Source organism: Propionivibrio sp. (assembly GCF_041441355.1).
Lineage (GTDB): Bacteria > Pseudomonadota > Gammaproteobacteria > Burkholderiales > Rhodocyclaceae > Propionivibrio.
In genome coordinates this window covers 20,752-46,473 of the sequence record NZ_JASDTF010000016.1, presented here as the reverse complement: position 1 = coordinate 46,473, position 25,722 = coordinate 20,752, and the positions used below count along the sequence as shown (strand labels likewise).

The 25,722-nt window shown below is 65.3% G+C and carries 23 protein-coding genes; 9 read left to right on the top strand and 14 right to left on the bottom strand.

From position 1 onward, the window contains the following. The 4 genes from QMB55_RS04800 to QMB55_RS04785 form a co-directional block, all read right to left on the bottom strand. The coding region (locus tag QMB55_RS04800) for a retention module-containing protein (protein ID WP_497587536.1) at nucleotides 1-569 on the bottom strand (569 nt) is incomplete at its 3' end. A gap of 116 nt (nucleotides 570-685) precedes the next feature. Then, on the bottom strand, nucleotides 686-1,297 hold the full coding sequence (locus tag QMB55_RS04795) for a helix-turn-helix transcriptional regulator (protein WP_497587535.1): 612 nt from the start codon (nucleotides 1,295-1,297) through the stop codon (nucleotides 686-688). A 2-nt stretch (nucleotides 1,298-1,299) separates the two neighbouring features. Beyond that, complete coding sequence (locus QMB55_RS04790) at nucleotides 1,300-2,730, bottom strand: HlyD family type I secretion periplasmic adaptor subunit (RefSeq protein ID WP_497587534.1); 1,431 nt, start codon at nucleotides 2,728-2,730, stop codon at nucleotides 1,300-1,302. Beyond that, nucleotides 2,727-4,925: a type I secretion system permease/ATPase gene (locus QMB55_RS04785; protein ID WP_497587533.1), complete on the bottom strand. Its 2,199-nt coding sequence runs from the start codon at nucleotides 4,923-4,925 to the stop codon at nucleotides 2,727-2,729. The genes QMB55_RS04790 and QMB55_RS04785 overlap by 4 nt, the downstream gene beginning before the upstream one ends. A gap of 151 nt (nucleotides 4,926-5,076) precedes the next feature. Between QMB55_RS04785 and QMB55_RS04780 the strand changes: the two genes are divergently transcribed. From QMB55_RS04780 to QMB55_RS04770, 3 genes are all read left to right on the top strand, one after another. Further along, nucleotides 5,077-8,946, top strand: coding sequence for a DUF3683 domain-containing protein (locus tag QMB55_RS04780; RefSeq protein WP_497587532.1), 3,870 nt, complete (start codon nucleotides 5,077-5,079; stop codon nucleotides 8,944-8,946). 205 nt (nucleotides 8,947-9,151) lie between these two features. Then, nucleotides 9,152-9,601, top strand: a complete 450-nt coding sequence (locus QMB55_RS04775; RefSeq protein WP_497587531.1) for an HIT family protein — start codon at nucleotides 9,152-9,154, stop codon at nucleotides 9,599-9,601. Further along, on the top strand, nucleotides 9,598-11,223 hold the full coding sequence (locus QMB55_RS04770) for a cyclic-di-GMP receptor FimW-related protein (RefSeq protein ID WP_497587530.1): 1,626 nt from the start codon (nucleotides 9,598-9,600) through the stop codon (nucleotides 11,221-11,223). The genes QMB55_RS04775 and QMB55_RS04770 overlap by 4 nt, the downstream gene beginning before the upstream one ends. Here QMB55_RS04770 and phoR read toward each other — a convergent pair. Together phoR and phoB are read right to left on the bottom strand one after the other, a co-directional pair. Then, nucleotides 11,169-12,545 (bottom strand): phosphate regulon sensor histidine kinase PhoR, encoded by a 1,377-nt coding sequence (gene phoR / locus QMB55_RS04765; RefSeq protein ID WP_497587529.1) that lies wholly within the window; start codon nucleotides 12,543-12,545, stop codon nucleotides 11,169-11,171. The two genes, QMB55_RS04770 and phoR, sit on opposite strands and share 55 nt — an antisense overlap. Beyond that, nucleotides 12,545-13,234, bottom strand: a complete 690-nt coding sequence (gene phoB / locus QMB55_RS04760; protein ID WP_497587528.1) for a phosphate regulon transcriptional regulator PhoB — start codon at nucleotides 13,232-13,234, stop codon at nucleotides 12,545-12,547. Before phoB ends, phoR begins: the two co-directional genes overlap by 1 nt. Before the next feature lie 139 nt (nucleotides 13,235-13,373). On the opposite strand from phoB, the gene QMB55_RS04755 reads away from it, so the two are divergent. From QMB55_RS04755 to QMB55_RS04740, 4 genes are read left to right on the top strand one after another with little or no spacing between them, the layout of a single operon-like run. Further along, nucleotides 13,374-13,802, top strand: coding sequence for a gamma-butyrobetaine hydroxylase family protein (locus QMB55_RS04755; protein WP_497587527.1), 429 nt, complete (start codon nucleotides 13,374-13,376; stop codon nucleotides 13,800-13,802). A 60-nt stretch (nucleotides 13,803-13,862) separates the two neighbouring features. Then, nucleotides 13,863-14,603, top strand: a complete 741-nt coding sequence (ubiE, locus tag QMB55_RS04750; RefSeq protein ID WP_497587526.1) for a bifunctional demethylmenaquinone methyltransferase/2-methoxy-6-polyprenyl-1,4-benzoquinol methylase UbiE — start codon at nucleotides 13,863-13,865, stop codon at nucleotides 14,601-14,603. A 19-nt stretch (nucleotides 14,604-14,622) separates the two neighbouring features. Continuing rightward, entirely contained in the window at nucleotides 14,623-15,492 is an 870-nt protein-coding gene (locus QMB55_RS04745) for a Tim44 domain-containing protein (RefSeq protein WP_497587525.1), read from the top strand. Between the two features lie 13 nt (nucleotides 15,493-15,505). After that, nucleotides 15,506-16,090 carry a ubiquinone biosynthesis accessory factor UbiJ gene (locus tag QMB55_RS04740; protein ID WP_497587524.1) on the top strand — a complete coding sequence of 195 codons (585 nt, stop codon included), beginning with the start codon at nucleotides 15,506-15,508 and terminating at the stop codon, nucleotides 16,088-16,090. 27 nt (nucleotides 16,091-16,117) lie between these two features. On the opposite strand, the gene QMB55_RS04735 is transcribed toward QMB55_RS04740, so the two are convergent. Beyond that, complete coding sequence (locus QMB55_RS04735; protein ID WP_497587523.1) at nucleotides 16,118-17,266, bottom strand: sugar diacid recognition domain-containing protein; 1,149 nt, start codon at nucleotides 17,264-17,266, stop codon at nucleotides 16,118-16,120. Nucleotides 17,267-17,399: 133 nt separating this feature from the next. On the opposite strand from QMB55_RS04735, the gene QMB55_RS04730 reads away from it, so the two are divergent. Both QMB55_RS04730 and QMB55_RS04725 read left to right on the top strand, forming a co-directional pair. Next, nucleotides 17,400-18,545 carry a glycerate kinase gene (locus QMB55_RS04730; RefSeq protein ID WP_497587522.1) on the top strand — a complete coding sequence of 382 codons (1,146 nt, stop codon included), beginning with the start codon at nucleotides 17,400-17,402 and terminating at the stop codon, nucleotides 18,543-18,545. A gap of 46 nt (nucleotides 18,546-18,591) precedes the next feature. Next, nucleotides 18,592-19,935: a GntP family permease gene (locus tag QMB55_RS04725; RefSeq protein WP_497587521.1), complete on the top strand. Its 1,344-nt coding sequence runs from the start codon at nucleotides 18,592-18,594 to the stop codon at nucleotides 19,933-19,935. Between the two features lie 112 nt (nucleotides 19,936-20,047). Here the strand turns inward: QMB55_RS04725 and QMB55_RS04720 are convergent, their stop codons facing one another. From QMB55_RS04720 to atpE, 7 genes are all read right to left on the bottom strand, one after another. Continuing rightward, nucleotides 20,048-20,470 (bottom strand): F0F1 ATP synthase subunit epsilon, encoded by a 423-nt coding sequence (locus QMB55_RS04720; protein ID WP_497587520.1) that lies wholly within the window; start codon nucleotides 20,468-20,470, stop codon nucleotides 20,048-20,050. A 66-nt stretch (nucleotides 20,471-20,536) separates the two neighbouring features. After that, the gene (atpD, locus tag QMB55_RS04715; protein WP_497587519.1) at nucleotides 20,537-21,937 is read right to left on the bottom strand and encodes a F0F1 ATP synthase subunit beta; all 1,401 of its coding nucleotides are present in this window, start codon (nucleotides 21,935-21,937) and stop codon (nucleotides 20,537-20,539) included. 33 nt (nucleotides 21,938-21,970) lie between these two features. Next, on the bottom strand, nucleotides 21,971-22,837 hold the full coding sequence (atpG, locus tag QMB55_RS04710) for a F0F1 ATP synthase subunit gamma (RefSeq protein WP_497587518.1): 867 nt from the start codon (nucleotides 22,835-22,837) through the stop codon (nucleotides 21,971-21,973). 13 nt (nucleotides 22,838-22,850) lie between these two features. After that, nucleotides 22,851-24,389: a F0F1 ATP synthase subunit alpha gene (gene atpA / locus QMB55_RS04705; RefSeq protein ID WP_497587517.1), complete on the bottom strand. Its 1,539-nt coding sequence runs from the start codon at nucleotides 24,387-24,389 to the stop codon at nucleotides 22,851-22,853. A gap of 8 nt (nucleotides 24,390-24,397) precedes the next feature. After that, a complete protein-coding gene (locus QMB55_RS04700; protein WP_497587516.1) occupies nucleotides 24,398-24,934 on the bottom strand; it encodes a F0F1 ATP synthase subunit delta in 537 nt (178 codons plus the stop codon). A 5-nt stretch (nucleotides 24,935-24,939) separates the two neighbouring features. Then, nucleotides 24,940-25,410 carry a F0F1 ATP synthase subunit B gene (locus QMB55_RS04695; RefSeq protein ID WP_497587515.1) on the bottom strand — a complete coding sequence of 157 codons (471 nt, stop codon included), beginning with the start codon at nucleotides 25,408-25,410 and terminating at the stop codon, nucleotides 24,940-24,942. 39 nt (nucleotides 25,411-25,449) lie between these two features. Beyond that, on the bottom strand, nucleotides 25,450-25,698 hold the full coding sequence (gene atpE, locus QMB55_RS04690) for a F0F1 ATP synthase subunit C (protein WP_497587514.1): 249 nt from the start codon (nucleotides 25,696-25,698) through the stop codon (nucleotides 25,450-25,452). Nucleotides 25,699-25,722: the final 24 nt, after the last annotated feature.

Below are 25,722 nucleotides of genomic sequence, written 5' to 3'. Positions count from 1 at the left end.
ACGTTGCCGCTGGCGCTGCTGTCTTCGTCAATCGTGACGTTTTCATTGGCGTCGGCAAAAGCTCTCCCCCCACTTATCCCGCCACTGTCGCCACCGCTCAAAACCTCATCCACCACCGCAGCCCTCGCGCTGTCGAATTCGAAATTCAACGGATCGACACTCTCACTGATGCGCAACAACCGTACGAACGAGGGCCCGCCGTCGGCGCCGCTGCCGCTGTCGCCGGCGGCCGTCTCTTCGAGCAGTGCATCGAGGCTGCCGCCTTGGTTGATCGCCTGGATGACGCGGTTGACGTCGGCGCCGCCAACCTGGAGCGCGGCATCAGTAGCGTCGGGTTTGTCCGCGCCGGCGACTTCCGCGTCGACGGTCAGCACTTCGTTGGCGCGCAGGACCAGGCTGCGGCCGTCGTCGCTCGCCAGCTCGACCCGGCTGCCCTCGGCGGCCAAGACCACGTCCCCTTCGTAGATCGGGTCGCCGACCTGCAGTGGGCGCAGGTTGCCGGCCTTGTCCTTGGCGTAGGCTTGACCCTGGAGGGCGGAAACGCGGGCGACGGGAACGGTGTTGGCCATGATGAACTCGCAAGACGGAATGACGGATTGCGAGACGATAGCCAAAGGCGAAACGGCCGCCTACTGTACCGAAGTACAATCGGCGGCCGCGCCTGGAAATGCGAGGGACGAACGGATCAGCGCGGCGTTTCAACACCGTTGACGATCAGCGACAGCTGCAGGCGGTCACGCGCGCCGAGTTTCTCGAGCATGGCGCTGACATGGGCCTTGACCGTACGCTCGGTGATCTCGAGCTGGCGGGCGATTTCCTTGTTACTGCTCCCACGCGCCAGCAGCTGCGCAACCTCCTGTTCGCGCAGCGAGAGCCGCGGACGCCACGCCTCGCCGCTCACAGGCGCCGGCATGAGCCGCGCGGTGGCGCCGAGCAGGCGCTGCATCAAGCCCTGCCCGACCCAGACCCCGCCGTGGCGCACCACCTGCTCGACCTGGCGCAGCACTTCGGGCGCCGCATGGCCATTGCAATAGCCGGCCGCGCCAGCGGCCAGCGCGGCCAGCGCGTCATCGTCGTTCGGCTCGTCGGCGAGGACGATCAGCGGCCGGGCGCCGAGGCGCTTGCGCAAGTGCCGGAGCCACGGCTCGGGCGCCTGTCCTCCGGGCAACAAGGCAAACACCGGTGCCTGACCGTCCGCAATCGTCGGCGCGTCAAAGCGCGCGCACCGCGCTTCCACGAAGGCTTCGCTCCACGCCTCGCGCTGCCGGGCGTCCAGGGAGAGAAAAATCACCGGCATGCTCAGCGCTCGGTGAAGGCGCGCGCCCGGGCGCGCAAGACCGGCTTGAGAAGGTAGGTGAGCACGCTCTTTTCGCCGGTCACGATGTCCACTTCGGCCACCATGCCCGGAATCACCGGCAGGTTGTTACCGAGCGAAGGCTGGTTGGTGCGCACGCGCACGATGTAGAAGGCATTGCCCTTTTCGTCGACGACCGAATCGGCACCGATGTGCTCGAGCTTGCCTTCGAGCCCGCCGTAGATCGAGAAATCGTAGGCGGTAAACTTCACCATCGCCTTCTGGCCGGGGCGCAGGAAGGCGATGTCGCGCGGTTGGACGCGGGCCTCGAGCAGCAGATTGTCTTCGAGCGGCACCACCTCGACGACGTCCTTGCCCGGCTGGACGACCCCGCCGACGGTGTTGATCAAAAGGCGCTTAACCGTCCCTCGAACCGGCGCGCGCAGCACCGCGCGCGTCACCTTGTCAGCCAGGCCGACGTTGCCTTCGGCAAGGCTGTTGAGCTTGGCCATCGTTTCAGCCAGCTCTTTTCCGGCCTCGTTGCGGAAGGCCAACCCAACCTCCTCGATCTTGCGGTTAGCCTCGGTGATCGCCGCCTGCACGCGCGAAATCTGCGCCGAGGCCATGTCGCGCTCACCGCGGAAACGCCCGACGTCACGCTCGAGGCGCAGGATTTCGACCTCCGAAACCGCCCCCGAAGTGATCAGCGGCTTGGTCACCGAAAGCTCCTTGGCCGAGAGTTCGTAGGCCTTGGCCGCCTGTTCGTGCTTGGCACGCAGTTCGACGAGTTCCTGCTGGCGCTGCGAAAGCTGCTGCCGGGCAATGGCCAGCGCCGTTTCGTGCTCGCTGCGCCGCGATTCAAACAGTCGCCGCTCTTCCTCGACGGTTCTCGGGTCTTCCTTCTCGACTTCCGGCGGCACGCTGAACTCCCCGCTTTCGGAGAGCGCACGCAGGCGCGCAGCCTTGGCGACCAGGGCCGTGTATTGCACTCGGTTCTCGCGCACCGAGGAAGTAAAGCGCGTCGGGTCGATGCGCAGCAGGATCTGGTTGGCCTCGACGATGTCGCCCTCGCGCACCAGGATTTCCTCGACCACGCCGCCGTCCAGGCTTTGCAAGACCTGCAGCTGGCGCGACGGAATCACCTTGCCTTCGCCCCGCGTCACCTCATCGACCCGGCTCACCGCCGCCCACATCACCCCGATCGCCACGGCGATGCCGATGCTGCGCAGCAAAATGCGCGCACGCAGCGGCTCCTGCTGCAGGATGGCGTAGTCGGTGTCGGCTTCGAAACCGCCTTGTTCGCGCTGCTTTTCAGCCACCGCCATGCGCGCCAACCAGGCGTCGACACGCGGTTGAACGCCAACGCGCACGCGTTCGAGCGCGCCGACGATTTTTTTGCCGGCGGCGATCAGGCGCGGCGTGGTGCGCGCGCTCATTGTCCGGCCTTTCCGACGCGCCCGGCCTGCAAGGCCGCGACCACATGCTCGCGCGGCCCGTCGGCGACGATCCGGCCTTCGTCGACGACGATGATGCGCGTCGCCAGGTCGATCAGGCTGGTGCGGTGGGTGACAATAACCACCGTCTTGTGCGCCGCGTAACGCCGCAAGCGCTCCTTGAAGGCGTGCTCGGTCGAAAAATCCATCGCGCTCGTCGGCTCATCGAAGAGCAGCACCGGCGGATCGAGCAGCACCGCGCGGGCGATCGCCACCTCCTGGCGCTGCCCGCCGGAGAGTGACTCGCCGCGCTCACCGATGAGCATGTCAAAGCCCTTGGGATGGCGGTTGACGAACTTGGTGAGCCCGGCCACCTCGGCCGCCTGCACGATCGCCGAATCGTCGGCGTAGGGCGCGCCGATGGCGATGTTCTCGCGCAGCGTGCCGTAGAACAGTGTCGCGTCCTGACCGACGAAGCCGACGTTGCGGCGCAGGTCGGCCGGATCAAGCTGGCGCAGGTCGATACCGTCGATGCGCACCGCGCCGTCGGACGGCGCGTACAAGCCCAGCATCAGTTTCTGCAGCGTCGTCTTGCCCGAACCGGTACGCCCGAGGATGACCACATGCTCGCCCGGAGCGATGTGCAGCGAGACATTCTGCAGGGCGGCCTCGGCCTGCTGCGGATAGGTGAACGAGACGTTGCGGAACTCGATTTCGCCGGCCAGCTCGGGGCGATGCACGAAGGCCGTAGCATCGGGGCGCTCGACCGGCTGCGCCATCAGCTTGTCCAGCGTCTCCAGCGACAGGCGGGCACCCTGGAACTGCATCAGCAAGCCGACCGCCTGCGCCAGCGGCGCGATCGCCCGCCCGCCGAGCATGGTCACCGCAATCAGGCCGCCCATCGACAGCATGCGCGCTTCGATGAGATAGACCCCGCCGACGATCAGCATCACGTTGACCAGCTGGGCGATGATCTGCGCGCCGTTGCTCGCCGACGCCGACAACAGCCGGGTCTGGGCGTTGGTGCGCGCGAGGAAGGCCGTCGCGCCCTCCCATTTGTTCTGCACCACGCCCTCGGCGCCCTGGGTCTTGATCGTCTCCAGTGCGGTCAGGCTCTCGACCAGGGTCGCATTGCGCATCGCCGAAGCGCGGTAAGTCGTTTCCGACAGCTCGTGCATCTTGTGCTGAATCACGTAGGCGTAGATCAGCCCGGCAATCAGGCCGATCACCGGGATCAGCACCAGCGGCCAGGAAATCCAGAGGATGACCAGCAAAAAGATCAGCGCAAAGGGGAAGTCGATCAGCGCCGTCACCGTCGCCGAGGCGATAAAATCGCGCACCGACTCGAACGAACGCAGGTTGGACGCAAACGAACCGACCGACGCGGGCTTGGCCTCGAGGCGCATCCCGAGCACGCGCTCCATGATTAGCGCCGAGAGCTTCACGTCGATGCGCGCACTCGCCAGGTCGATGAAGTGCCCGCGCAGGAGGCGCATCATGAAGTCCATGCCGAACACCAGCAGCAGGCCGAGGGCCAGCATCCACAAGGTGTCGGTGGCGTTGTTCGGAACCACGCGGTCGTACACGTTCATCGAGAAGAGCGGCATGACCAGCGCGAACAGGTTGATCAGGAGGGCCGCCCAGAGCACATCGCGATACACCCCGGACTGCTCGAAGATCGCCCCCCAGAACCAGTGCCGCTGCACGACCTTGCCCACCTCCGGCGCGCGGGCGTCGAAGGCGAAGCGAGGCCGCGCAAAGAGGGCGATGCCGAGATAGCGCGCCAGCAGTTCCTCGCGCGCCAGCGTCACCTCGCCCTGCCCGCTTTCCGGGAAGAGCAGGCGGGCGTTCACCCCGTCGGCGCTCCAGCCGAGCAGGACACACGCCTCGTCGCCCTTGAGCAGCAGGATCACCGGCAACAGGGCCTGATCGATGTCGGGCAAGGCTCGGCGCACGATCTTGCTCGACAGGCCGGCGCGCGCAGCGGCGCGCGCAAACAGCGACGGCGTCAGGCAGCCGTTCTCCAGCGGCAGGCCGGCCGAAAGCGCCGCCCGGGTGCTCGGGCGGCCATGCAGGTGGGTCAGCTCGACCAGGCAGGCGAGCAGAGGATCGTGGTGCAGCAGATCCTCGCGCAGCGCGAAGCCTTCGCGTGCGAGACCGCCGTTTTCGGTTGCACTTTTTGCGTCGTTAGCAGTCAAGGGAATACTCGCGTCCGCCGTTGCGGACCAGCCAAACAGTCGCAGCCATTGTAACTGCATATCCCGTGCCGCAAACAAGGGAGGAAGTCACATTTGGCAAGCTTTTCCGGTCGATCAGTTAGAATGCCGCCTTTAGATGCACAGCAACGCCATGAACACACGCCTGCGCGAAATCCCCTATAACTACACTTCGTTTTCCGACCGTGAAATCGTCATCCGCCTGCTCGGCGCCGAACACTGGGCGATTCTCGACGAACTGCGCAGCCAAAGGGTTACCGGGCGTTCGGCGCGCATGCTCTACGAAGTGCTGGGCGACATCTGGGTCGTGCAGCGCAACCCCTACCTCGAAGACGACCTGCTCACCAGCCGCGAGCGCCGCAATGCGCTGATCGGCGCGCTGCGCCACCGCCTGGGCGAGATCGACAAACGCCGCCAGGGCAACGACGCCGTCCTGCGCCTGTGCGCCGCCGCCCGCACGGCGGTCGACGCCTTCGAGCGTCATTTCGAGGACACCGCGGCACTGCGCAAGCGCGTGCTCAAGGCCCTCAACCGCCACACTCGGCGCGACAACATCGCCTTCGACGGGCTGGCGCGCGTCAGCCACGTCACCGACGCCACCGACTGGCGTGTCGAATACCCCTTCGTCGTCCTCTACCCCGACACCGAGGAAGAAATTGCCGCCCTGGTGCGCGGCTGCATCGAACTCGGTCTGACCATCATCCCACGCGGCGGCGGTACCGGCTACACCGGCAGCGCCGTTCCGCTCACCCCGCGCTCGGTGGTGATCAACACCGAAAAACTGATCGACCTCGGCCCGGTCGAAATGCAGACCCTGCCCGGCTGTGACCGCCCCTACGCGACGATCCGCAGCGGCGCTGGCGTGGTCACCGACCGCGTCTCGGACGCCGCCGCCAACGCCGGCTTCGTCTTCGCCGTCGACCCCACCTCGGCCAGCGCCTCGTGCGTCGGCGGCAACATCGCCATGAACGCCGGCGGCAAGAAAGCCGTCCTGTGGGGCACCGCGCTCGACAACCTGGCCTGGTGGAAGATGGTCGACGTCGACGGTCAATGGCTCGAAGTCACCCGCCTCAACCACAACTTCGGCAAGATCCACGAGCAAGCGCTCGCTCGCTTCGAAATCCGCCGTTTTGCGGCCGACGGCAAGACGCCGCGCGGTGAAGTCGAAATCCTCGAAATCCCGGGCAGCACCTTCCGCAAAGCGGGCCTCGGCAAGGACGTCACCGACAAATTTCTGTGCGGCCTGCCCGGCGTGCAGAAAGAAGGCACCGATGGCCTGATCGTCGCCGCGCGCTGGGTGCTGCACCAGATGCCGCCGGTCACGCGCACCGTCTGCCTCGAGTTCTTCGGCCAGGTGCGCGACGCCGTTCCGGCAATCGTCGAGATCACCGATCACTTCAAGCCCGGTGGCGCCGGCAACGCCCAGGGCGTGCTGCTCGCGGGCCTCGAGCACCTCGACGAGCGCTACGTCAAAGCCATCGGCTACGCCACGAAGGCCAAGCGCCACGGGCGCCCGAAGATGGTGCTGATCGGCGACATCGTCGGCCACGACGAAGCCGCGGTGATGGCCGCCGCCTCCGAGGTGGTCCGCATGTGCAACCTGCGCTCGGCCGAAGGCTTCATCGCCATCGACGCCGACACGCGCAAGAAATTCTGGCTCGACCGTTCGCGCACCGCGGCCATCTCCCGCCACACCAACGCCTTCAAGCTCAACGAGGACGTGGTCATCCCGCTGCCGCGCATGGGCGACTATTGCGACGGCATCGAGCGCATCAATATCGAACTCTCGCTCGGCAACAAGATCGCCCTGTGCGACGCGCTCGCCGACTTCCTCGCCGGCGAACTGCCGCTGCACCAGGGCGATGCCGACCTCGACCGCGCCGTGCTGATCGGCGACCGCCGCCAGGCCGCGCTCGAAACCATCGCTGGCGTGCGCGAACGCTGGCAATGGCTGCTTGACCACCTCGACACGCCGCTCGTCGCCGCCGAAGCCGAATTCGCGGCCCGTGGCATCGAAGCCGGCGCCCTCAGCAACAAGGCGCCGCAGCCGACGCTCTTCCACCGCCTGCAAGACCACTCAGTGCGCGCCTCGTGGAAGGCCGAGCTCAAGCCGCTGCTGGAAACGATTTTCGACGGCAACCTGTTCCGCCCGGTGCTCGAACGCCTCACCGGACTGCACAAGGAAACGCTGCGCGGGCGCGTCTTCGTCGCCCTGCACATGCACGCTGGCGACGGCAACGTGCACACCAACATCCCGGTGAACTCCGATCACTACGCCATGCTGCAGACGGCCAACCGCGCCGTCGACCGCATCATGGCCCTGGCGCGCGCACTCGACGGCGTCGTCTCGGGCGAGCACGGGATCGGCATGACCAAGCTCGAATTCCTGAGCGAAGCCGAGATCGCCCCCTTCCGCGCCTACAAGCAACGCATCGACCCCAACGGCCACTTCAACCAGGGCAAGCTGATGCCCGGCGGCGACCTGTCGCGCGCCTACACCCCGTCGTTCTCGCTGCTCGGCACCGAATCGCTGATCATGGAACAGTCGGTGATCGGCGACATCTCGACGATGGTCAAGGATTGCCTGCGTTGCGGCAAATGCAAGCCGGTGTGCTCGACCCACGTGCCGCGCGCCAACCTGCTCTACTCGCCGCGTAACAAGATCCTCGCCACCTCGCTGCTGATCGAAGCCTTCCTTTACGAGGAGCAAACCCGCAGAGGCATCTCGCTCAAGCATTTCGACGAGTTCAACGACGTCGCCGACCACTGCACGATCTGCCACAAGTGCGTCAATCCCTGCCCGGTGGACATCGACTTCGGCGACGTCTCGATCCGCATGCGCAACTTCCTGCGCGAACAGGGCAAGAAGAAAATCGTCCCCGCCAAGGCCGCGGCCATGGCCTTCCTGACGATGACCGATCCGGCGACGATCCGCCTGATGCGCAAGACCATGATCGAGTGGGGCTACGCCGGCCAGCGCCTGGCGCACAAGTTCGTCAAGTCGCTCGGCCTCGGCGTCCTCCAGCGCCAGACCAAGCAGCCGCCGAGCACGGTCGGCAAACCGCCGGTGCGCGCCCAGGTCATCCACTTCCTCAACAAGCCGATGCCCGGCGGGCTGCCGAAACGCACGTCACGCGCGCTGCTCGACATTGAAGACGACAAGATCGTCCCGGTGATCCGCGACCCGCGCAAGGTCAATGCCGCGGACTACGACGGCGACGCCGTCTTCTACTTCCCCGGTTGTGGTTCCGAGCGTCTGTTCTCGCAGGTCGGCCTCGCCACCCAGGCCATGCTCTACCACGTCGGCGCCCAGACCGTGCTGCCGCCCGGCTACCTGTGCTGCGGCTACCCGCAAATCGCCGCCGGCGAAGCCGACCTCGGGCAGAAGATCACCACCGACAACCGGGTGCTCTTCCACCGCGTCGCCAACACCCTCAACTACCTCGACATCAACACGGTGATCGTCTCCTGCGGCACCTGCATGGATCAGCTCGTGAAGTACCAGTTCGAGCAGATCTTCCCCGGCTGCCGCCTGCTCGACATCCACGAATACCTGCTCGAGAAGGGCGTTCGCCTCGATGGCGTCGACGGGGTGCGCTACATGTACCACGAACCCTGCCACGCGCCGATGCGCACCATGTCGGGCATCAAGGCGGCGAACCAGCTGATGGGCCAGCCGGTCGCACTCTCCGAGCGCTGCTGCGGCGAATCCGGAACGCTCTCGGTGACCCGCCCCGACGTCTCGACCCAGGTCCGCTTCCGCAAGCAGGAAGTGATCGAGCAAGGCGCGGCCAAGCTGCGTGCCGACGGTTTCGCCGGCGACGTCAAACTGCTCACCTCGTGCCCGTCCTGCCTGCAGGGCCTGTCGCGCTATAACGACGACGCCGGCACCCAGGCCGACTACATCGTCGTCGAAATGGCGCGCAAGCTGCTCGGCGAAAACTGGATGGCCGACTACGTCGGCAAAGCCAACGCGGGCGGAATCGAACGCATCCTGCTCTGAGTCACCGCGCCGGGGGGGCGGCCAACCGCCCCCCAGCGCGCCCCCCTGCGCGCCCTCCAGCTGCCCGCCAAGGCCCGCCGATGCTCACATTCAGCCCGCCCAGCGTGACTTATTTCCTTGCCCCTCCGGCCCCGGAGACCTAGGCTTCAGGCCGGAAAGCGCGGACGGCACCACGAGGACCGCGCCGCCGGACAAGGAGCCGTCGATGAGCGACACATCGCAAGGCTGCGTGCTGTGCACGAGCGACCGCGATCAAGAGGAAATACTCTGGCGCAACGCCAGCTGCCGCATCGTCCTGGTGGACGACGATGACTACCCCGGATACTGTCGCGTCGTTCTGCGTCGCCACATCCCCGAGATGACTGATCTTGCGCCCGCTGAGCGCGGCTCGCTGATGGAGATCGTCTTCGGCGTCGAAGCCGCCCTGCGCGAAACCCTCCGACCCGACAAGATCAACCTCGCCAGTCTCGGCAACCAGACGCCGCACCTGCACTGGCACGTCATCCCGCGCTGGCGCAACGACCGCTGCTTTCCCGACCCGATCTGGGCGCCCGCGCGCCGGCACCCGGCGCTGGCCCGCCCCGCGGCGGACAGCGAGGCGCTGCGTCGCGCCCTCATCCTGCACCTTGGCCCCCCCGAGGACGACGCACCATGAACGTTTCCGCTCCGTCCAATCTCGTCATCCCCGACCTGCGGACCGGAAACGAACTCCTCGCGCGCCTGCCACTCGCCGACCCGACGCAAGCCGCTGCCGACCTGAACACCATCTTCCTGGCGCTGCAGACCGCGCCGCCGGACCTCGAAACCTATTTCCTGCTTCTTGAGCACGCCCGCCTGCCGCTCGCCCAGGTCACCGACGAGTTGGCCCGGCGCTACGTCAGCAAGCCGCTGCCTTTCAGCGAATTCGAAGACACGCCCTTCCAGACCGTCGTCGGCCTCTGGCAACGGATCATCCGCGGCTATGCGCAATGCGGCGAATTGACGCCGCCGGCAGCGGAAAGCACCGCCAACCAAGATCACCGCGTCGCCACCCTGCTGCACCGCTGCCTCTGGTACACAGGCCAGCTGATCTTCGAACACCAACGCGCGCACCGCGAATACCCCTGGGGTCTGTGGCTCGAGCTGCACGGCTACTACGCCAGCGCCGAGGAATGGGCGCTGGCCACCCACCCCGTTCTCGATCCGCAGGACGCGCGCCAGACCACGCACTGCCTGGCCGCCTACCTGGCGCCGCTGCTCTGCGACATGGCCGGCTGTTTCAACCAGAGTCCACGTGAGCAGGCGCTCACTCGCCGCTGGGCGCTCGCCTGGTCACCGTTGGTCATGCTGCAGCCGGTCGTACCCGGAGAAGGAACGCCGGCCTTCGTGATCGACCTGATGCACGACACCGCCTTGCGCCCGGCGGCGGAATGCTTGCAGACCGAGCACCTGCGCCGCCTCGACACCTCCCGCCTGGCACTCCAGATCAGCGATTTACGCCGCCACCTGCGGCACAAATCGCCCGCCGAACACGTCCCCCTGTGCGAAGGCTACACGCCCTTCCAGTGCAATCGCCTGCTCGAGGCGCTGGCCCGCCCCTGGACTCAAGCACGCGCGCCGCGCAAATACCGGCGCCATGCCACGACGGGCATCTCGGAAATCTGTACCGGCTTCGAGGAAATGCACTACTACGTGGCCGGCAAGGAATTCGAGCAGCCCGAGAACATCCGCAATTACTCGCGCCGTGAATTCGAGACGATGTTCGTCTTCCGCTTCCAGGACGATCCGCAACAGACCCTGCAGACACGGCAAGTCCAGCTCGGTTACGCGCTCGACCCTTGGGAAGTCGTCAACCAGTCGGCCAACGGCTTCCGCCTGCTGCGCAGCGTCTCGGGCAAGCGCATGGCGCACGGTCAATTGCTCGCCCTGCGCCCGCACGACGGCCATCGTTTTTTGCTCGCCAAAACCACCTGGTTGATGCAGGAAAAAGGCGGCGGCCTCATCGCCGGAATCCAGATGCTGCCCGGCTGCCCGACCGCGATCGCCGCCCGCCGCCAGGATGCGCCGCCGGAGAGCCACGGCCGTTACGAGCGGGCCTTCCTGCTCCCAGCCCTGCCCGGCATTGCCGAAACCGCATCGATCATCGTCCACCCGGGCTGGTTCCGGCCCGGACGAATCATCGAGATTTACAGCGATGGCCCAGCGCAGGTGCGCCTCACCCAATTGCTCGACAGCGGGCCGGACTACGAATTGGCCGCCTTCGCCCCCGACGGTACCGCGTCTTCCGTATCCGCCTGAGCGTTCAAGCGCTGCGCGGGAAAACGGGCGCTGAACTCGCTCCCGACACCCGGGGTGCTGGCGATGTCGAGGACGCCGCCGTGCCGGGTCAGCACATGCTTAACGATCGCCAGACCCAGGCCGGTACCGCCGGTCTCACGCGAACGACCGCGATCGACACGGTAAAAGCGCTCGGTCAGGCGTGGCAAATGTTCGGCCGCGATCCCGATCCCGGTGTCGCGCACCACGAATTCCGCCCCCCCGGGGCACTGGCGCCAAAGAAGTTCGATGCGCCCGCCGGACGGGGTGTACCGCACCGCGTTGCCGGCCAGGTTGCCGAACGCGCTGCGCAGCTCGCTGGTGCAGCCCTCCATCCGCGGCGCTGCATTAACGCTCAGGCTGAGGGCATGCCGCCCGGCGGACAAGGCCTCGGCATCGCGCCATACGCTGTGCAGCAAGGCCGGCATGTCGACGCTTTCCTGGCGCGGCGGCACGCCCCCCGTTTCGAGCGCCGAGAGGGTCAGCAAATCCTCGATCAGCCGTTGCATGCGCGCGTTCTGGTCGCCGATCAGCGCCAGATAGTGGCGGACTTCGGCGGTGGAAAAGGCCTCGAAATCCTCATTCAGCATTTCGGAGAAGCCCGCCACCACGGTCAGGGGTGTTTTAAGCTCGTGTGAGACGTTGGCAATGAAATCACGACGCATCCGTTCGATGCGCTCGAACTGACTGACGTCACGCGAGACCAGCAGCTGCATTTCCTCGTCGTAAGGCAGCACCTGGATCATCAGGCTCAGGCCGGAGACGCGGGCACTGCCCAGGATCAACGGCTCGCTGAAATCGCCCGCGTTGAGGTAGGCAACGAAATCCGGGTGCCGGATCAGGTTGGTCAGCGCCTGTCCGCGGTCTTCCGCCTCGTTCAGCGCGAAATGTGCCTCGGCCTGGGCGTTCATCCACTCGATGTGATGCTGGCGATCAAAGGCGATCACACCGTCCGGCAGCGCCTGGAAGGCGCGCACGAAGCGCTCCAGACGCCGCGCGAGCTGACGTTCCTTTTCCAGGCGTTTGCGCACCCGTCGGTGCAGGGCGGAGAAAACGTCGCCCCACAAGCCGTTCGCCTCGGGCAGTGCCGCATCGAGCGGACCGCCTACCCACAGGAGCAGACGCCGGACCTGGTAAAGGTGCCAGCCGTAAATCAGCAGTCCCGCCACCAGCGTCCCGGCCAACCCCCAAGGCACGCCGAACGCGATCGCTAGCGGCGCGAAGACGAGGCCGGCCAGCGCCAGCGCCAGTCCGGCCACGCGGCGCAGCAAGGCCCGCATCATCCTTCCCGTCGGCAGCGCCATCACGCCTGCGACGAAAAACGGTAGCCGCTGCCGCGCACCGTCTGGACCAAACGATCGTGCCCCGAGGGTTCGAGCGCCACGCGCAGACGCCGGACATGCACGTCAACCGTACGCTCCTCGACGAAGACGTGGTCGCCCCAGACCTTGTCGAGCAACTGAGCGCGCGTATGCACCCGCTCGGGGTGTGCCATGAGGAAGTGCAGCAGACGGAATTCGGTCGGCCCCAGATCGAGCGACTGGTCGCCACCTTGCACCCGGCGCGTGCTCGGATCGAGGCACAAGCCGGCGATCTCGATCCGGTCGGCGCCTGCCTGTGGCGCCCGGCGCCGCAGCACGGCGTTGATTCTGGCCTCGAGTTCGCGCGGCGAGAAGGGTTTGGTCAGGTAATCGTCCGCCCCGGCATCGAGCCCGGCCACCTTGTCGCGCTCTTCGCTGCGCGCCGTCAGCAGGATGATCGGCAACTCGCGCGTGCGCGCCTCGGCACGCAAGCGCCGGGCGTATTCGATCCCGCTCATCCCCGGCAGCATCCAGTCGAGGATCACGAGGTCGGGCAAGGCATCGTCCACCAGTCGCTGCGCCTGCTCCGCGCTTTCGGCGAGGACGGGACGGTGCCCGACGCGGCGCAGGCTGGCGGCGACGAGTTCGAGGATCGCCGGTTCGTCCTCGACGATCAGGATGGTGGCCGGCATGGGAAGGCTCCTTCTAGGGCGCGCGGGAACGCGCGTGGATGGCGCGCAGTCTATTACGCACCCATTACAGATTGGTGACAAGCCCGTCGTACCCACACTTTGCGCTATGATAGCGCGTCCTTTTCTAGGCATGACCGACATGGCCGGACTCTCCCCCGACACCCCGATCCCGACCGAAATCACCCTGCACCAACAGACTCGCCGCATCGAGCTGGCCTTCGACAACGGCGAGCGCTACGAGCTGACGCACGAATTCCTGCGCGTCTTTACGCCCTCGGCTGAGGCCCGTGGCCACGGCCCCGGTCAGGAGGTGCTGCAGGTCGGCAAGCGCGACGTCGAAATCGTCGGCATCGAACCGGTCGGTAACTACGCGATCAAGCCCTCGTTCTCCGACGGTCACGACAGCGGCCTGTACTCCTGGGACATCCTGTACGCCCTGTGCCAGCACCGCGACGAACTCTGGGAAGGCTACCTCGCCGAACTCGAGAAGGAAGGCGCCAGCCGCGACCCCGCGCTCACCCCACCGCCTCCGCCCAAGCCCGCGCCCAAGTGCGGTCCCAAACGCTGATCCCAAAGCCCTGCAGCCTTCGCTGAACTCCGGGCGTCCGCCCTCTTAGAACGCAGCCGCATGAACTCCGACAAAAACACCCACTTCGGTTTCGAGCAGGTCGCCGAAGCCGAGAAGGCTCGGCGCGTCGCCGAAGTCTTCACATCGGTCGCGCAACGCTACGACCTGATGAACGACCTGATGTCCGGCGGCCTGCACCGCGCCTGGAAGGCTTACACCATCGCCCGCAGCGGCGTGCGCGAAGGCTCGCGCGTGCTCGACGTGGCCGGCGGCACGGGCGACCTGTCGCTCGCCTTCGCCCGCAAGGTCGGGCCGCGCGGCCAAGTCTGGCTGACCGACATCAACAACGCCATGCTCACCTGCGGGCGCGACCGGCTGTGCGACAAGGGCCTCATCCTGCCCGTGGCGCAGTGCGACGCCGAGCACCTGCCTTTTCCCGACGACCACTTCGATTGCGTCACCGTCGCCTTCGGCCTGCGCAACATGACCCACAAGGACGCCGCACTGGCCGAGATGTACCGCGTCCTGCGCCCGGGCGGCCGCCTGCTGGTGCTTGAGTTCTCGCACGTCTGGAAGCCGCTGGCGCCGCTCTACGATTTCTACTCGTTCAAGGTCATTCCGCGCATCGGCGAGGTCGTCACCCAGGACGAGGCCAGCTACCGTTACCTCGCCGAATCGATCCGCATGCATCCTGATCAGGAATCATTGCGAAAAATGATGGAACAGGTCGGTTTTGAAAACGTCAAATACGATAATCTGACGCTGGGCGTTGTTGCCCTCCATTGTGGTTTTAAATACTGACACTGTTACGGAGTCATTGATGAAAAATGTGTTTATCGCCGTTTTTTCGCTCGTTGTAGCGCTCGGGCTCGGCATCGGCGATGCCGAAGCCGCCAAGCGTCTCGGCGGCGGCAAATCGGTCGGCATGCAACGCGAAGCGGTGGCCCCCAAGCCCGCCGCTCCGGCGCAGGCCGCTCCCGCGCCGGCCAACCAGCCGACCTCCGCCGCCCCGACGGCCAATCCCGCACAGCCGAAGCGTAACTGGCTCGGCCCGATCGCCGGCCTCGCCGCCGGTCTGGGCATCGCCGCCCTGCTTTCGCACTTCGGCCTGGGCGAAGGCATGGCCAATTTCCTGATGATCGCGCTGCTGGCCATGGCCGCCGTCTTCGTCTTCAAGTTGCTGTTCCGGCGCAAGGCGGAACCTCAGTCCTCGCCGTTGCAATACGCTGGCGCAGGCAACACCGGCATGACGCCGCCTCCGGTCGCGCCGCAGTACGGCTCGGCGGCCCCTGCCGCCCCGACCGCTGCGGCCACCATCCCGGCTGGCTTTGACGTGGATGGGTTCCTGCGCGTCGCCAAGCTCAACTTCGTCCGCCTGCAAGCCGCCAACGATGCCGGCAACCTCGCCGACCTGCGCGAATTCGTCAGCCCCGAGATCTTCGCCGAGATCAAGCTGCAGCTTGAAGAACGTGGCAAAGTCGCGCAGCAGACCGACGTCGTCACGCTCAACGCCAGCCTGCTCGAAGTCGTCACCGATGGCCCGCGCCACATCGCCAGCGTGCACTTCAGCGGCATGATCCGTGAGGACGCCAATGCCCCGGCCTCGGCGTTTGATGAGGTCTGGAACCTGACCAAGCCGGCCGATGGCAGCTCCGGCTGGGTCGTCGCTGGCATCCAGCAACTCGCCTGAGCCTGTTCGCCTCATGCTGGTCGACGCGGCCCTGACTTTCTGCAACCGGATTCTGACGCAGGAAGACTGGGCCCGCGGCCGGCTCAAGCCCCATGCGGGCCTCAATGCGCGCCTCAATGCAGGCGCGCTTTCCTTTTTCTGTACCATCACCGCCCACGGTTTCCTGCGCCGAGCCCAACCGGACGCTGAAGCCGACGTCCAGATCGATCTGCCCGGCGACCAACTCTGGCGCCTCAGCGAAGGACGCGATGCCCTGCTCTCGATCGCCCGCATCGGCGGCCGCGCCGATCTGGCCGACACCCTGGGCTTCCTGCTCCGCAACCTGCGCCTCGACCTCGCCGCCGAACTCTCCCCTTGGATCGGTGACATTTTTGCCGCGCGTCTAGCCAAAGGCCTCGGTGCCCTGGCGACGGCGCACGTGCGCAGCATCGACGCACTGGCGCGTAACTGGGTCGAACACCTGCGCGACGAAACGCGCGCCCTCCCCTCGCGCCCGGAAGCAGATCGGCACTGCACCGCGACCGGCGACCTCGCGCTGACGGCCGATGCCCTTGAGCGTCGCATTGCCCGTCTCGAAGCCCAGCAAAGCCGCGCCTGAACGCAGCGCACGCACCGCAGCCGTCCGCTATTCGAGCTGCAAGGCGATGTAGAGCATCATCCCTTCTTCGTACACCGCCGGATTAAGTCCGGTAACTTCGCGAATCCGGCGCAGCCGGTATTCCAAGGTATTGCGATGCACGTGCAAGGCATGCGCCGCCGCCACAGCATGACCGCTGGCCGCGAACCATGCATTCAGCGTCCGGCGCAGGACGCCGCGCCGGTCTTCCCGCGCCAGCAGCACCAACGGACGGCGCAGGTGTTCAGACTGCCAACCCTCGCCCAAACCGCCCAGCAGCACGGGTAGGCTCTGGTCGTAGAACGAGTACAGGCGACCTTGCGGCTGGCGCTGCCTGCCGACGCGCAGCGTGCGCCGGGCGCACTCGTAGGACAGCACCATCCCTTCCGGCCCGGACAGGGCGACCCCGAGTGCCAGTTGCGGACGCACCTCCTGCCCGGCAGAAACCAAGGCATCGATGTGCGCCAGGCGCTGTCGCGCATACGCTGGAATTCGCTCGCTCGACGGCTCCCCGTCGAACTTGATCAGGATCGCCAGCTCACGCGGCGACATCGCCGCAACCAAGGCATCCGGCCGCTGCGCGAGAAAACTCGCCTGCCACTGCTCGATCACGCGCAAGGCTTTGTCCAACTGCAAGCCCGAATCGCCCATCTCGCAGACGATGGCCGCACGCGGCAAGCTCAAGTCCACCCCGAGCCGCAAAGCCCAAGCGGCCAACTCTTCGCCGGAGGATTTGCCTTGCTTGAGCAACTGAAAGACAAACTCCTCCCGGTAGCGCTTCTCGCGCAGCAGTTCGACGCTGATTTGGGCATGCTCAAGGATCATCTCGGCCGTGATGCGCACCAGCTCGCCGTAGTGCCGCACGGTCTCGGGCGCGCCCGTCAGCCCGACCACCCCGCAGATCTGCCCGCGCACCGAGAGCGGAAGATTCACGCCCGGCTTGACACCGGGCAAGTGGCGCATCGCGCTTTCGTCGATCTCGATCGGCCGCCGCTGGGCCAGAACGAGCTGGGCACCGGCGTGCAACTGCCCGATGCGGGCAGAAGTCCCGCTCCCGAGAATAATCCCGCGCGTGTCCATCACGTTCACATTGAACGGGATGACCTCCATCGTCCGGCGCACGATCTCCTGCGCCAGCATCGGTTGTATCGTCAGCATACCGCCCCCCGGATCTGTGCATTGGCACAAGCGAGGCACTAGAAGCTTGTTTTTATTCGTGCGCCCGCAAGATGCTTCGCCCCCTATATGCCAGATAGCATACTCCTACCCTTACTTTTTCGTTGGGAGTGTCATGCGTATCGTCGTAGCCCCCGACTCTTATAAAGGCAGCGTTTCGGCCGTCGCCGTCGCCGAGGCATTCCAGCGCGGTATCCGGCAGGTGTTTCCCGCCGCCGAGGTGGTCATGGTCCCGATCGCCGATGGCGGCGAAGGCACGGTCGAGGCTCTCATCGCCGCGACCGGTGGCGAAATTCGCCATACCCTCGTCACCGGGCCGCTTGGTGCACCGCATGTGGCGCACTGGGGCATCCTTGGTGACGGTCTCAGCGCGGTGATCGAGATGGCCAGCGCGTCGGGCCTGCCACTCCTGGCCCCCGAGGAACGCGACCCGCGCATCACCACCACCTACGGCACCGGCGAACTGATCCGCGCCGCCCTCGACGCCGGTCTGCGCCGCATCATCCTCGGCATCGGCGGCAGCGCCACCAACGACGGCGGCGCCGGCATGGCGCGCGCCCTCGGGGTACGCTTCCTCAGCGCCGCGGGAACCGACCTCGACCTGCACGGTGGCGCAGCACTCCGGCACCTGGGCGAAATCGACGTCTCCGGCCTCGACCCGCGTCTCGCCGAATGCGAGATCACCGTTGCCTGCGACGTCGACAACCCCCTCTGTGGCCCGCGCGGCGCATCCGCAGTCTTTGGGCCGCAAAAGGGCGCCACCCCCGAAGTGGTCGCCGAACTCGACGCTGCCCTGGCCCACTACGCCGAACGCGCACACCAAGCGACCGGGCGCCAGGTGGCCGAAGTCGCGGGCGCCGGCGCCGCCGGCGGTCTCGGTGCCGGGATGCTTTACTTCACCCCGGCCCGTCTGCGCCCTGGCGTTGAAATCGTGCTTGAGGCGGTCGACTTTCCGGCCCTCGTTCAAGACGCCAGTTTCGTCCTGACCGGCGAAGGCAACACCGATTTCCAGACGGCCTACGGTAAGGCGCCGGTCGGCGTCGCCAAGGTCGCCAAGCGCTTCGGACTTCCCGTCTTTTGCATCTCCGGCGGTCTCGGCTCCGGTGCCGACGATGTTCTGGCACACGGGATCGATGCCGTCTTCAGCATCTGCGACCGACCGCTCTCGCTCCAGGAGTGCATGGCGAACGGTCCGGATTTGATCGAATCGGCGGCCGCCCGTCTCTGCCGAATCATCAAGGCGGCGCCCAGGCTTCAGTAGAAGAGCCTCGCGTCAACGACTTCGTTTTACATCTCAGGAGGGGGTCATGGTTCAAGGTCCAATGCTGCTGGTCATCCTGCTCATCGCGATCGTCATGATCGTGGTGCTCATTTCACGCTTCAAGGTGCATGCGTTCCTCGCGCTGCTCGCCGCATCGTTCTTCGTCGGCTTCGCGGCCGGGATGAATCCGGTCGAAGTCTCCAAGGTGATCATGAAGGGCTTCGGCGGCACAGCCGAGCGGATCGGCATCGTCATCATTGCCGGCACGATCATCGGTGTCTTTCTCGAAAAGACGGGCGCAGCATTGACGCTCGCCGAGACGGTGCTCAAGTGGGTTGGCCCCAAGCGGCCAGCGCTCGCGATGAGCATCATCGGCTACATCACTTCGATCCCGGTTTTTTGCGACTCCGGCTTCGTCATCTTGTCGGCGCTCAACAAGGCGCTCTCCAAGCGCAGCGGCGTATCGATGGCGGTGATGGCCACGGCCTTGTCCACCGGCCTCTACGCCACGCACACGCTGGTGCCGCCAACCCCGGGGCCAATTGCCGCGGCCAACAACCTGAATGCCGACCTCGGCATGGTGATTTTCATCGGCCTGTGTGTCGCCATTCCGGTCACCTTCGCCGGTTACCTGTGGGCCACCCGCTATGCCAGTCAGTATGAGGTGCTCGCCGACGCTTCGGTCTCGTACGAGGAACTTCTGGAACGCTTCAAGGTGCTGCCGAGTGCCACCGCGGCCTTCCTGCCGCTGGCCTTGCCGATCATCCTGATTGCGCTCAAGTCGGTCGCCGCGTTCCCTGGCGCGCCTTTCGGCACCGGAATCCTCAAGACCAGCATCGATTTCGTCGGCGAACCGATGGTCGCGCTGCTGCTTGGCATGCTGTGCTGCTTCTTCCTCGTTCCCAAGCTCAACGAGGAAGTGCTCAGCGGCTGGATCGGCACCGGGCTGAAGGACTCCGCGGCGATCATCATGATCACCTCGGCCGGCGGCTCGCTCGGCGCCCTGCTCGCCGCCAGCAAGATCGCCGACTACCTCGGCAAGAGCCTGTCGACTTTCGACCTCGGGATTTTCCTGCCCTTCGTCATCGCCGCCGCGCTCAAGACTGCACAAGGCTCATCAACCGTGGCGTTGATCACCACCTCGGCGATCGTCTACCCGCTGCTCGGCTCGCTCGGCCTCGCCACCCCAATGGGCGCAGTGCTGGCCACGATGGCTGTCGGCTGCGGCGCGATGGTCGTCTCGCACGCCAACGATTCGTACTTCTGGGTCGTTTCCCAGTTCTCCGACCTCAAGGTCAACCTGGCGTATAAATGCCATTCGATGGCGACCCTGGTGCAAGGCCTGGTCGGCATCCTCGTCGTCTATATCCTCAAGCTGATCCTGGTTTGATCCACCGAAGGGACGGCGCCAGCGCCATCCCTTTCCGACCAAAGCGAAGGCCCCGTTTCCGGGGCCTTCGTGTATTCCAGCGGAGGCTGCAATCCTCCTGCGCAGAACGGGTTCAGTGCGATTTGCGCGCGTGCTTGATCGTCTTGAGCTGGGCCAGGGTCTGCGCCAGTTCGGACTCTGCGGTGGCGAAATCGATGTCCGTGGCGCGCCTGCTGAGCGCTTCCTCGGCCCGGCGCTTGGCTTCGAGCAGCTTGGCCTCGTCGAGGTCGTGGGCACGAATCGCGGTGTCGGCGAGCAGGGTGATCAGCGTCGGCTGCACTTCCAGCACCCCACCGGAGACGTAAACGAGTTCGTAGTCGTCAACTCCGGGCTTCTTCAGGCGCACCGTGCCCGGCTTGACGCGGGTGAGCAGCGGGGCATGCCGGGGATAGATCCCGAGTTCGCCGGCTTCCCCGGGAAAGACCGCGAATTCGGTCTCGCCCGAGAAGATCAGCTCCTCGGCACTGACGACGTCGACATGGACTCTGAGTGGCATGTTTTCCTTCCCTACCCGGTTCCGCCGCGGGCGGAACCGGTAACGGTTGCTTTGAGGGGCTTGGCCTTAGAGCGTCTTCGCCTTTTCCAAGGCCTCGTCGATGCTGCCGACCATGTAGAAGGCCTGCTCGGGAATGCTGTCGCACTCGCCTTCGACGATCATCTTGAAGCCGCGGATCGTTTCCTTGAGCGGCACGTACTTGCCCGGCGAGTTGGTGAACACCTCGGCGACGTGGAAGGGCTGCGACAGGAAGCGCTGGATCTTGCGCGCGCGGTAGACCGTCTGCTTGTCTTCCGGCGAGAGTTCGTCCATGCCCAGAATGGCGATGATGTCGCGCAGTTCCTTGTAGCGCTGCAGCGTCATCTGCACCGCCCGCGCGACGCGGTAGTGCTCCTCGCCGACGACCTGCGGGTCGAGCTGGCGCGAGGTCGAGTCGAGCGGGTCGACGGCCGGGTAGATACCCAAGGCGGCGATGTCGCGCGACAGCACGACGGTCGAGTCGAGGTGCAAGAAGGTGGTGGCCGGCGAGGGGTCGGTCAAGTCGTCGGCAGGGACGTACACGGCCTGGATCGAGGTGATCGAGCCGACCTTGGTCGAGGTGATGCGCTCCTGCAGACGGCCCATTTCTTCGGCCAGCGTCGGCTGATAACCCACGGCGGACGGCATCCGGCCGAGCAGCGCGGACACTTCAGTCCCGGCCAGCGTGTAGCGATAGATGTTGTCAACGAAGAACAGGATGTCGCGGCCGTCGTCGCGGAAGCGCTCGGCCATGGTCAGGCCGGTCAACGCGACGCGCAGACGGTTGCCCGGTGGCTCGTTCATCTGACCGAACACCATCGCGACCTTGTCGAGAACGTTGGAGTCCTTCATTTCGTGGTAGAAATCGTTGCCCTCGCGGGTACGCTCACCGACGCCGGCGAACACCGAGAGCCCCGAGTGCTGCTTGGCGATGTTGTTGATCAGCTCCATCATGTTGACGGTTTTGCCGACACCGGCACCACCGAACAGGCCGACTTTGCCGCCCTTGGCGAAAGGACAGACCAAGTCGATGACCTTGATCCCGGTTTCGAGCAGGTCGACCGACGGCGAAAGCTCGTCGAACTTCGGCGCCGGCTGGTGGATGGCACGCCGTTCGCTGGTTTCGATCGGGCCGGCCTCGTCGATCGGACGACCGAGCACGTTCATGATCCGGCCGATCGTCGCTTCGCCGACGGGCACCGAAATGGCGGCGCCGGTGTTGTTGACCTTCATGCCGCGGCGCAGGCCGTCGGAGGAACCCATGGCAATGGTCCGCACCACGCCGTCGCCCAGCTGCTGCTGGACTTCGAACATCAGTTCGGCTTCGCAGCCCGCGTGCTCTTCGGATTTGTCGAGTTGCAGCGCGTCGTAAATCTTCGGCATCGCGTCACGCGGGAACTGGATGTCCACCACGGCGCCGATACACTGAACAATGTTTCCTTGACTCATCGTCATATCCCCAATCATTGGTTAGTCGCGCGGTCAGACGGCTGCCGCGCCGCCGACAATTTCCGAAAGCTCTTTGGTGATCGCCGCCTGGCGGGCCTTGTTATAGACCAGCTTGAGGTCGGCAATGACGTTCTTGGCGTTGTCCGAGGCGGACTTCATCGCCACCATCCGGGCACTTTGCTCGGAGGCCATGTTCTCGGCCACGGCCTGGTAGAGGATGGCTTCGACATAGCGCACCAGCAGATCGTCGATCACGGCTTTGGCGTCGGGCTCATAGAGGTAGTCCCAACGATTCGGCGTGTCGCTGCCAACCAAGTCGCCCGACAGCGGCAGCAGTTGCTCCAGCACCGGCTCCTGCTTCATCGTGTTCACGAACTTGGTGTAGGCGATGTAGAGCACGTCGATCTCGCCTTTGACGTAGGCATCGAGCTGGGCCTTGGCCGGGCCGATCAGACGCTCGAGGTGCGGCGTGTCACCGAGGCCGACGACCTGGGAAACGAGGTTGGCCCCAAGGCGCGACATGAAACCCGCCGCCTTGTTGCCGACCGCCGTGACCTGAACCTTCTTGCCCTCGCTGTCCCAGCCCTTCATGCGGTTGAGCACCAGACGCAGAACGTTGGTGTTCAAGCCGCCGCACAAGCCCTTGTCGGAGCTGACCACGATCAGGCCGATGCCTTTGACCGTCTCCCGTTTTTCCAGGAAGGGGTGGCTGTAATCGCTCAGCGCGTGGGATAGGTTGCCGGCCACGCGCCGGATGCGCTCGCCGTAGGGACGGGCCGCGCGCATCCGGTCCTGCGCCTTGCGCATTTTGGATGCCGCGACCATCTCCATGGCCTTGGTGATCTTGCGCGTGCTTTCGACGCTCTTGATCTTGTTACGAATCTCCTTGCCGCTCGGCATGGCACTCTCCCGATCAGGCCAGCGAGGCCTTGAACTCCTCGATCGCCTTGGTCAGCGCCTGCTCGTCGTCGCCATCGAGCGCCTTGGTCGATTCGATCTTCTCGACCAGCGCTGCGTGATGCTGCTTGATGTAGGCATGCATCTTCTTTTCGACGTCGAGCGCCTTCTTGACTTCGACGTCGTCGAAGAGGCCCTTGTTGACCGCGTGCAGGGTGATCGCCATTTCCGAAACCGCGAGCGGCGAGTACTGCGGCTGCTTCATCAGTTCGGTGACCAGACGGCCGCGATCGAGCTGCTTGCGGGTCGCCTCATCGAGGTCCGAGGCGAACTGGGCGAAGGCCGCAAGTTCGCGGTATTGAGCCAGTGCCAGACGCACGCCACCACCGAGTTTCTTGATGACCTTGGTCTGTGCCGCACCGCCGACACGCGACACCGAAATCCCGGCGTCGATGGCCGGGCGCACGCCCGAGTTGAAGAGGTCGGTATCGAGGAAGATCTGGCCGTCGGTAATCGAAATCACGTTGGTCGGAACGAAAGCCGAAACGTCGCCAGCCTGCGTCTCGATCACCGGCAGGGCCGTCAGTGAGCCCGTCTTGCCCTTCACTTCACCGTTGGTAAAGTTCTCGACGTATTCCTCGTTCACCCGAGCTGCGCGCTCAAGGAGACGCGAGTGCAGGTAGAAGACGTCGCCCGGGTAGGCTTCACGGCCCGGCGGACGGCGCAGGAGCAGCGAAACTTGACGGTACGCCCAGGCTTGCTTGGTCAGATCGTCGTAGATGATCAGGGCGTCCTGGCCGCGATCGCGGAAGTATTCGCCCATGGTGCACCCGGCGTACGGGGCAATGTACTGCAGGGCGGCGGCTTCCGAGGCCGTCGCTGCGACGACGATGGTGTAGTGCATCGCGCCGTGCTCTTCGAGCTTGCGCACCACGTTGGCGACGGTCGAGGCTTTCTGGCCGACCGCCACGTAGATGCACAGGAGATCTTTGCCCTTTTGGTTGATGATCGTGTCGACGGCCACCGCGGTTTTGCCGGTCTGGCGGTCGCCGATGATCAGTTCGCGCTGACCGCGGCCGATCGGCACCATCGAGTCGATCGACTTGAGGCCGGTCTGCACCGGCTGCGACACTGATTTACGCCAGATCACGCCCGGCGCCACTTTTTCGATCTTGTCGGTCAGCTTGGCGTTGATCGGGCCTTTGCCGTCGATCGGCTGGCCGAGCGAGTTAACCACGCGCCCCAGCAGTTCCGGTCCGACCGGAACTTCCAGAATGCGTCCGGTCGCCTTGACCGTGTCGCCTTCGCTGATGTGATCGTATTCGCCGAGCACCACGGCACCGACCGAGTCGCGCTCGAGGTTGAGCGCCATGCCGAACGAACCGCCCGGGAATTCGAGCATTTCACCCTGCATCACATCGGCCAGGCCGTGGATGCGGCAGATCCCGTCGGTCACGGAAACGATGGTTCCCTGGGTGCGCGTTTCGGCCCCGACTTCCAGATTCTGAATCTTGTTCTTGATCAGCTCGCTGATCTCGGAAGGATTCAATTGCATGATTTCTCCTAATTCTTGAGCGCCGTAGCCATGGCATCGAGTTTGCCGCGGACCGAAGCGTCGAGGACTTCGTCCCCGACCGCCACCCTGACCCCACCGATCAGTGCCGCATCCACCTCGACCCGAGGCTGGAGCTTGCAGCCGAAATGCGTTTCAAGCTGGCTCACCAGGTTGTTCAATTGCGCCGCATCGAGCGGATAGGCGCTGCTGATCAGCGCGTCCTTGACCCCTTCTTCCTCGCTCTTGTACTGCTCGAAGAGCTCGCGGATCTGCGGCAGCACTTCGATGCGCTCGTTTTCGGCCAACAGGCCGACAAAGGCGCTGAGTTCAGCGTCGGCGTGCGCATCGCACACCGAAAGCACGAGCGCGGCGACTTGCGCGGCGGAAAATTGCGGGTTGCCGACGACCTTGGCCATCTCCGGATCCTGCGCAATGGCGACGAGCCGTTGCAGCCGTTCGGACCAGGTCGCCAACGCCCCGCTTTCCTTGGCCAAGCGGAAGACCGCCTGGGCATAGGGACGGGCGATGGTGACAGATTCAGCCATGGGCGTCAGAGGTCCTTCTTGATCGCGGCGAGCAGGTCGGCGTGTGCCTTAGCATCGATCTCGCGACGCAGGATCTTCTCCGCCCCGACGATGGCCAGGTCGGCCACGCGCTCGCGCAGGGCTTCCTTGATCCGGGCGGCCTCCTGCTCGATGTCGGCTTTGGCGGACGAAGCCACCTTCTCGGCTTCGAAGCGAGCCTGTTCTTTCGCCGCTTCGATGATCTGCTGTGCCTGTTTTTCAGCCAGGGCGATGATTTCCGTCGCCTTGTCCTTGCCTTCGCGCACGGTTTCCGCCGAATGCTTGGCGGCCAGATCGAGGCTCTGACGCCCACGTTCTGCGGCGGCCAGCCCTTCGGCGATCTTCGCTGCGCGCTCGTCGAGCGCCTTCATGATGGGTGGCCACACATATTTCATGGTGAACCACGCCAGGATGAAGAACACAACGAGCTGGGCAACCAGTGTTGCGTTCAGATTCACGCTTTTCTCCCCTGCAAGAGATTGACGGGAGAGACCCGCTTACTTGATGACGAACGGGTTGGCGAAAGCGAACATCATGGCGATACCGACGCCGATCAGGAAGGCCGCGTCGATCAGACCGGCGAGCATGAACATCTTGGTCTGCAGCTCGTTCATCAGTTCCGGCTGACGCGCCGACGCTTCGATGTACTTGCCGCCCATCAGGCTGATGCCGATACACGCTCCAATGGCGCCCAGGCCAATGATCAGACCGCAAGCCAGCGCAACGTTACCGAGGACGATTTCCATGACGACTCCTTGAGTGGGTGGGTT

Coding starts and splice junctions, on each gene's coding strand:
- QMB55_RS04795 (WP_497587535.1), bottom strand. CDS start 1,297: ATGCCGGTGATTTTTCTCTCCCTGGACGCCCGGCAGCGCGAGGCGTGG.
- QMB55_RS04790 (WP_497587534.1), bottom strand. CDS start 2,730: ATGAGCGCGCGCACCACGCCGCGCCTGATCGCCGCCGGCAAAAAAATC.
- QMB55_RS04780 (WP_497587532.1), top strand. CDS start 5,077: ATGAACACACGCCTGCGCGAAATCCCCTATAACTACACTTCGTTTTCC.
- QMB55_RS04775 (WP_497587531.1), top strand. CDS start 9,152: ATGAGCGACACATCGCAAGGCTGCGTGCTGTGCACGAGCGACCGCGAT.
- QMB55_RS04770 (WP_497587530.1), top strand. CDS start 9,598: ATGAACGTTTCCGCTCCGTCCAATCTCGTCATCCCCGACCTGCGGACC.
- phoR (WP_497587529.1), bottom strand. CDS start 12,545: ATGGCGCTGCCGACGGGAAGGATGATGCGGGCCTTGCTGCGCCGCGTG.
- phoB (WP_497587528.1), bottom strand. CDS start 13,234: ATGCCGGCCACCATCCTGATCGTCGAGGACGAACCGGCGATCCTCGAA.
- QMB55_RS04755 (WP_497587527.1), top strand. CDS start 13,374: ATGGCCGGACTCTCCCCCGACACCCCGATCCCGACCGAAATCACCCTG.
- ubiE (WP_497587526.1), top strand. CDS start 13,863: ATGAACTCCGACAAAAACACCCACTTCGGTTTCGAGCAGGTCGCCGAA.
- QMB55_RS04745 (WP_497587525.1), top strand. CDS start 14,623: ATGAAAAATGTGTTTATCGCCGTTTTTTCGCTCGTTGTAGCGCTCGGG.
- QMB55_RS04740 (WP_497587524.1), top strand. CDS start 15,506: ATGCTGGTCGACGCGGCCCTGACTTTCTGCAACCGGATTCTGACGCAG.
- QMB55_RS04735 (WP_497587523.1), bottom strand. CDS start 17,266: ATGCTGACGATACAACCGATGCTGGCGCAGGAGATCGTGCGCCGGACG.
- QMB55_RS04730 (WP_497587522.1), top strand. CDS start 17,400: ATGCGTATCGTCGTAGCCCCCGACTCTTATAAAGGCAGCGTTTCGGCC.
- QMB55_RS04725 (WP_497587521.1), top strand. CDS start 18,592: ATGGTTCAAGGTCCAATGCTGCTGGTCATCCTGCTCATCGCGATCGTC.
- QMB55_RS04720 (WP_497587520.1), bottom strand. CDS start 20,470: ATGCCACTCAGAGTCCATGTCGACGTCGTCAGTGCCGAGGAGCTGATC.
- atpD (WP_497587519.1), bottom strand. CDS start 21,937: ATGAGTCAAGGAAACATTGTTCAGTGTATCGGCGCCGTGGTGGACATC.
- atpG (WP_497587518.1), bottom strand. CDS start 22,837: ATGCCGAGCGGCAAGGAGATTCGTAACAAGATCAAGAGCGTCGAAAGC.
- atpA (WP_497587517.1), bottom strand. CDS start 24,389: ATGCAATTGAATCCTTCCGAGATCAGCGAGCTGATCAAGAACAAGATT.
- QMB55_RS04700 (WP_497587516.1), bottom strand. CDS start 24,934: ATGGCTGAATCTGTCACCATCGCCCGTCCCTATGCCCAGGCGGTCTTC.
- atpE (WP_497587514.1), bottom strand. CDS start 25,698: ATGGAAATCGTCCTCGGTAACGTTGCGCTGGCTTGCGGTCTGATCATT.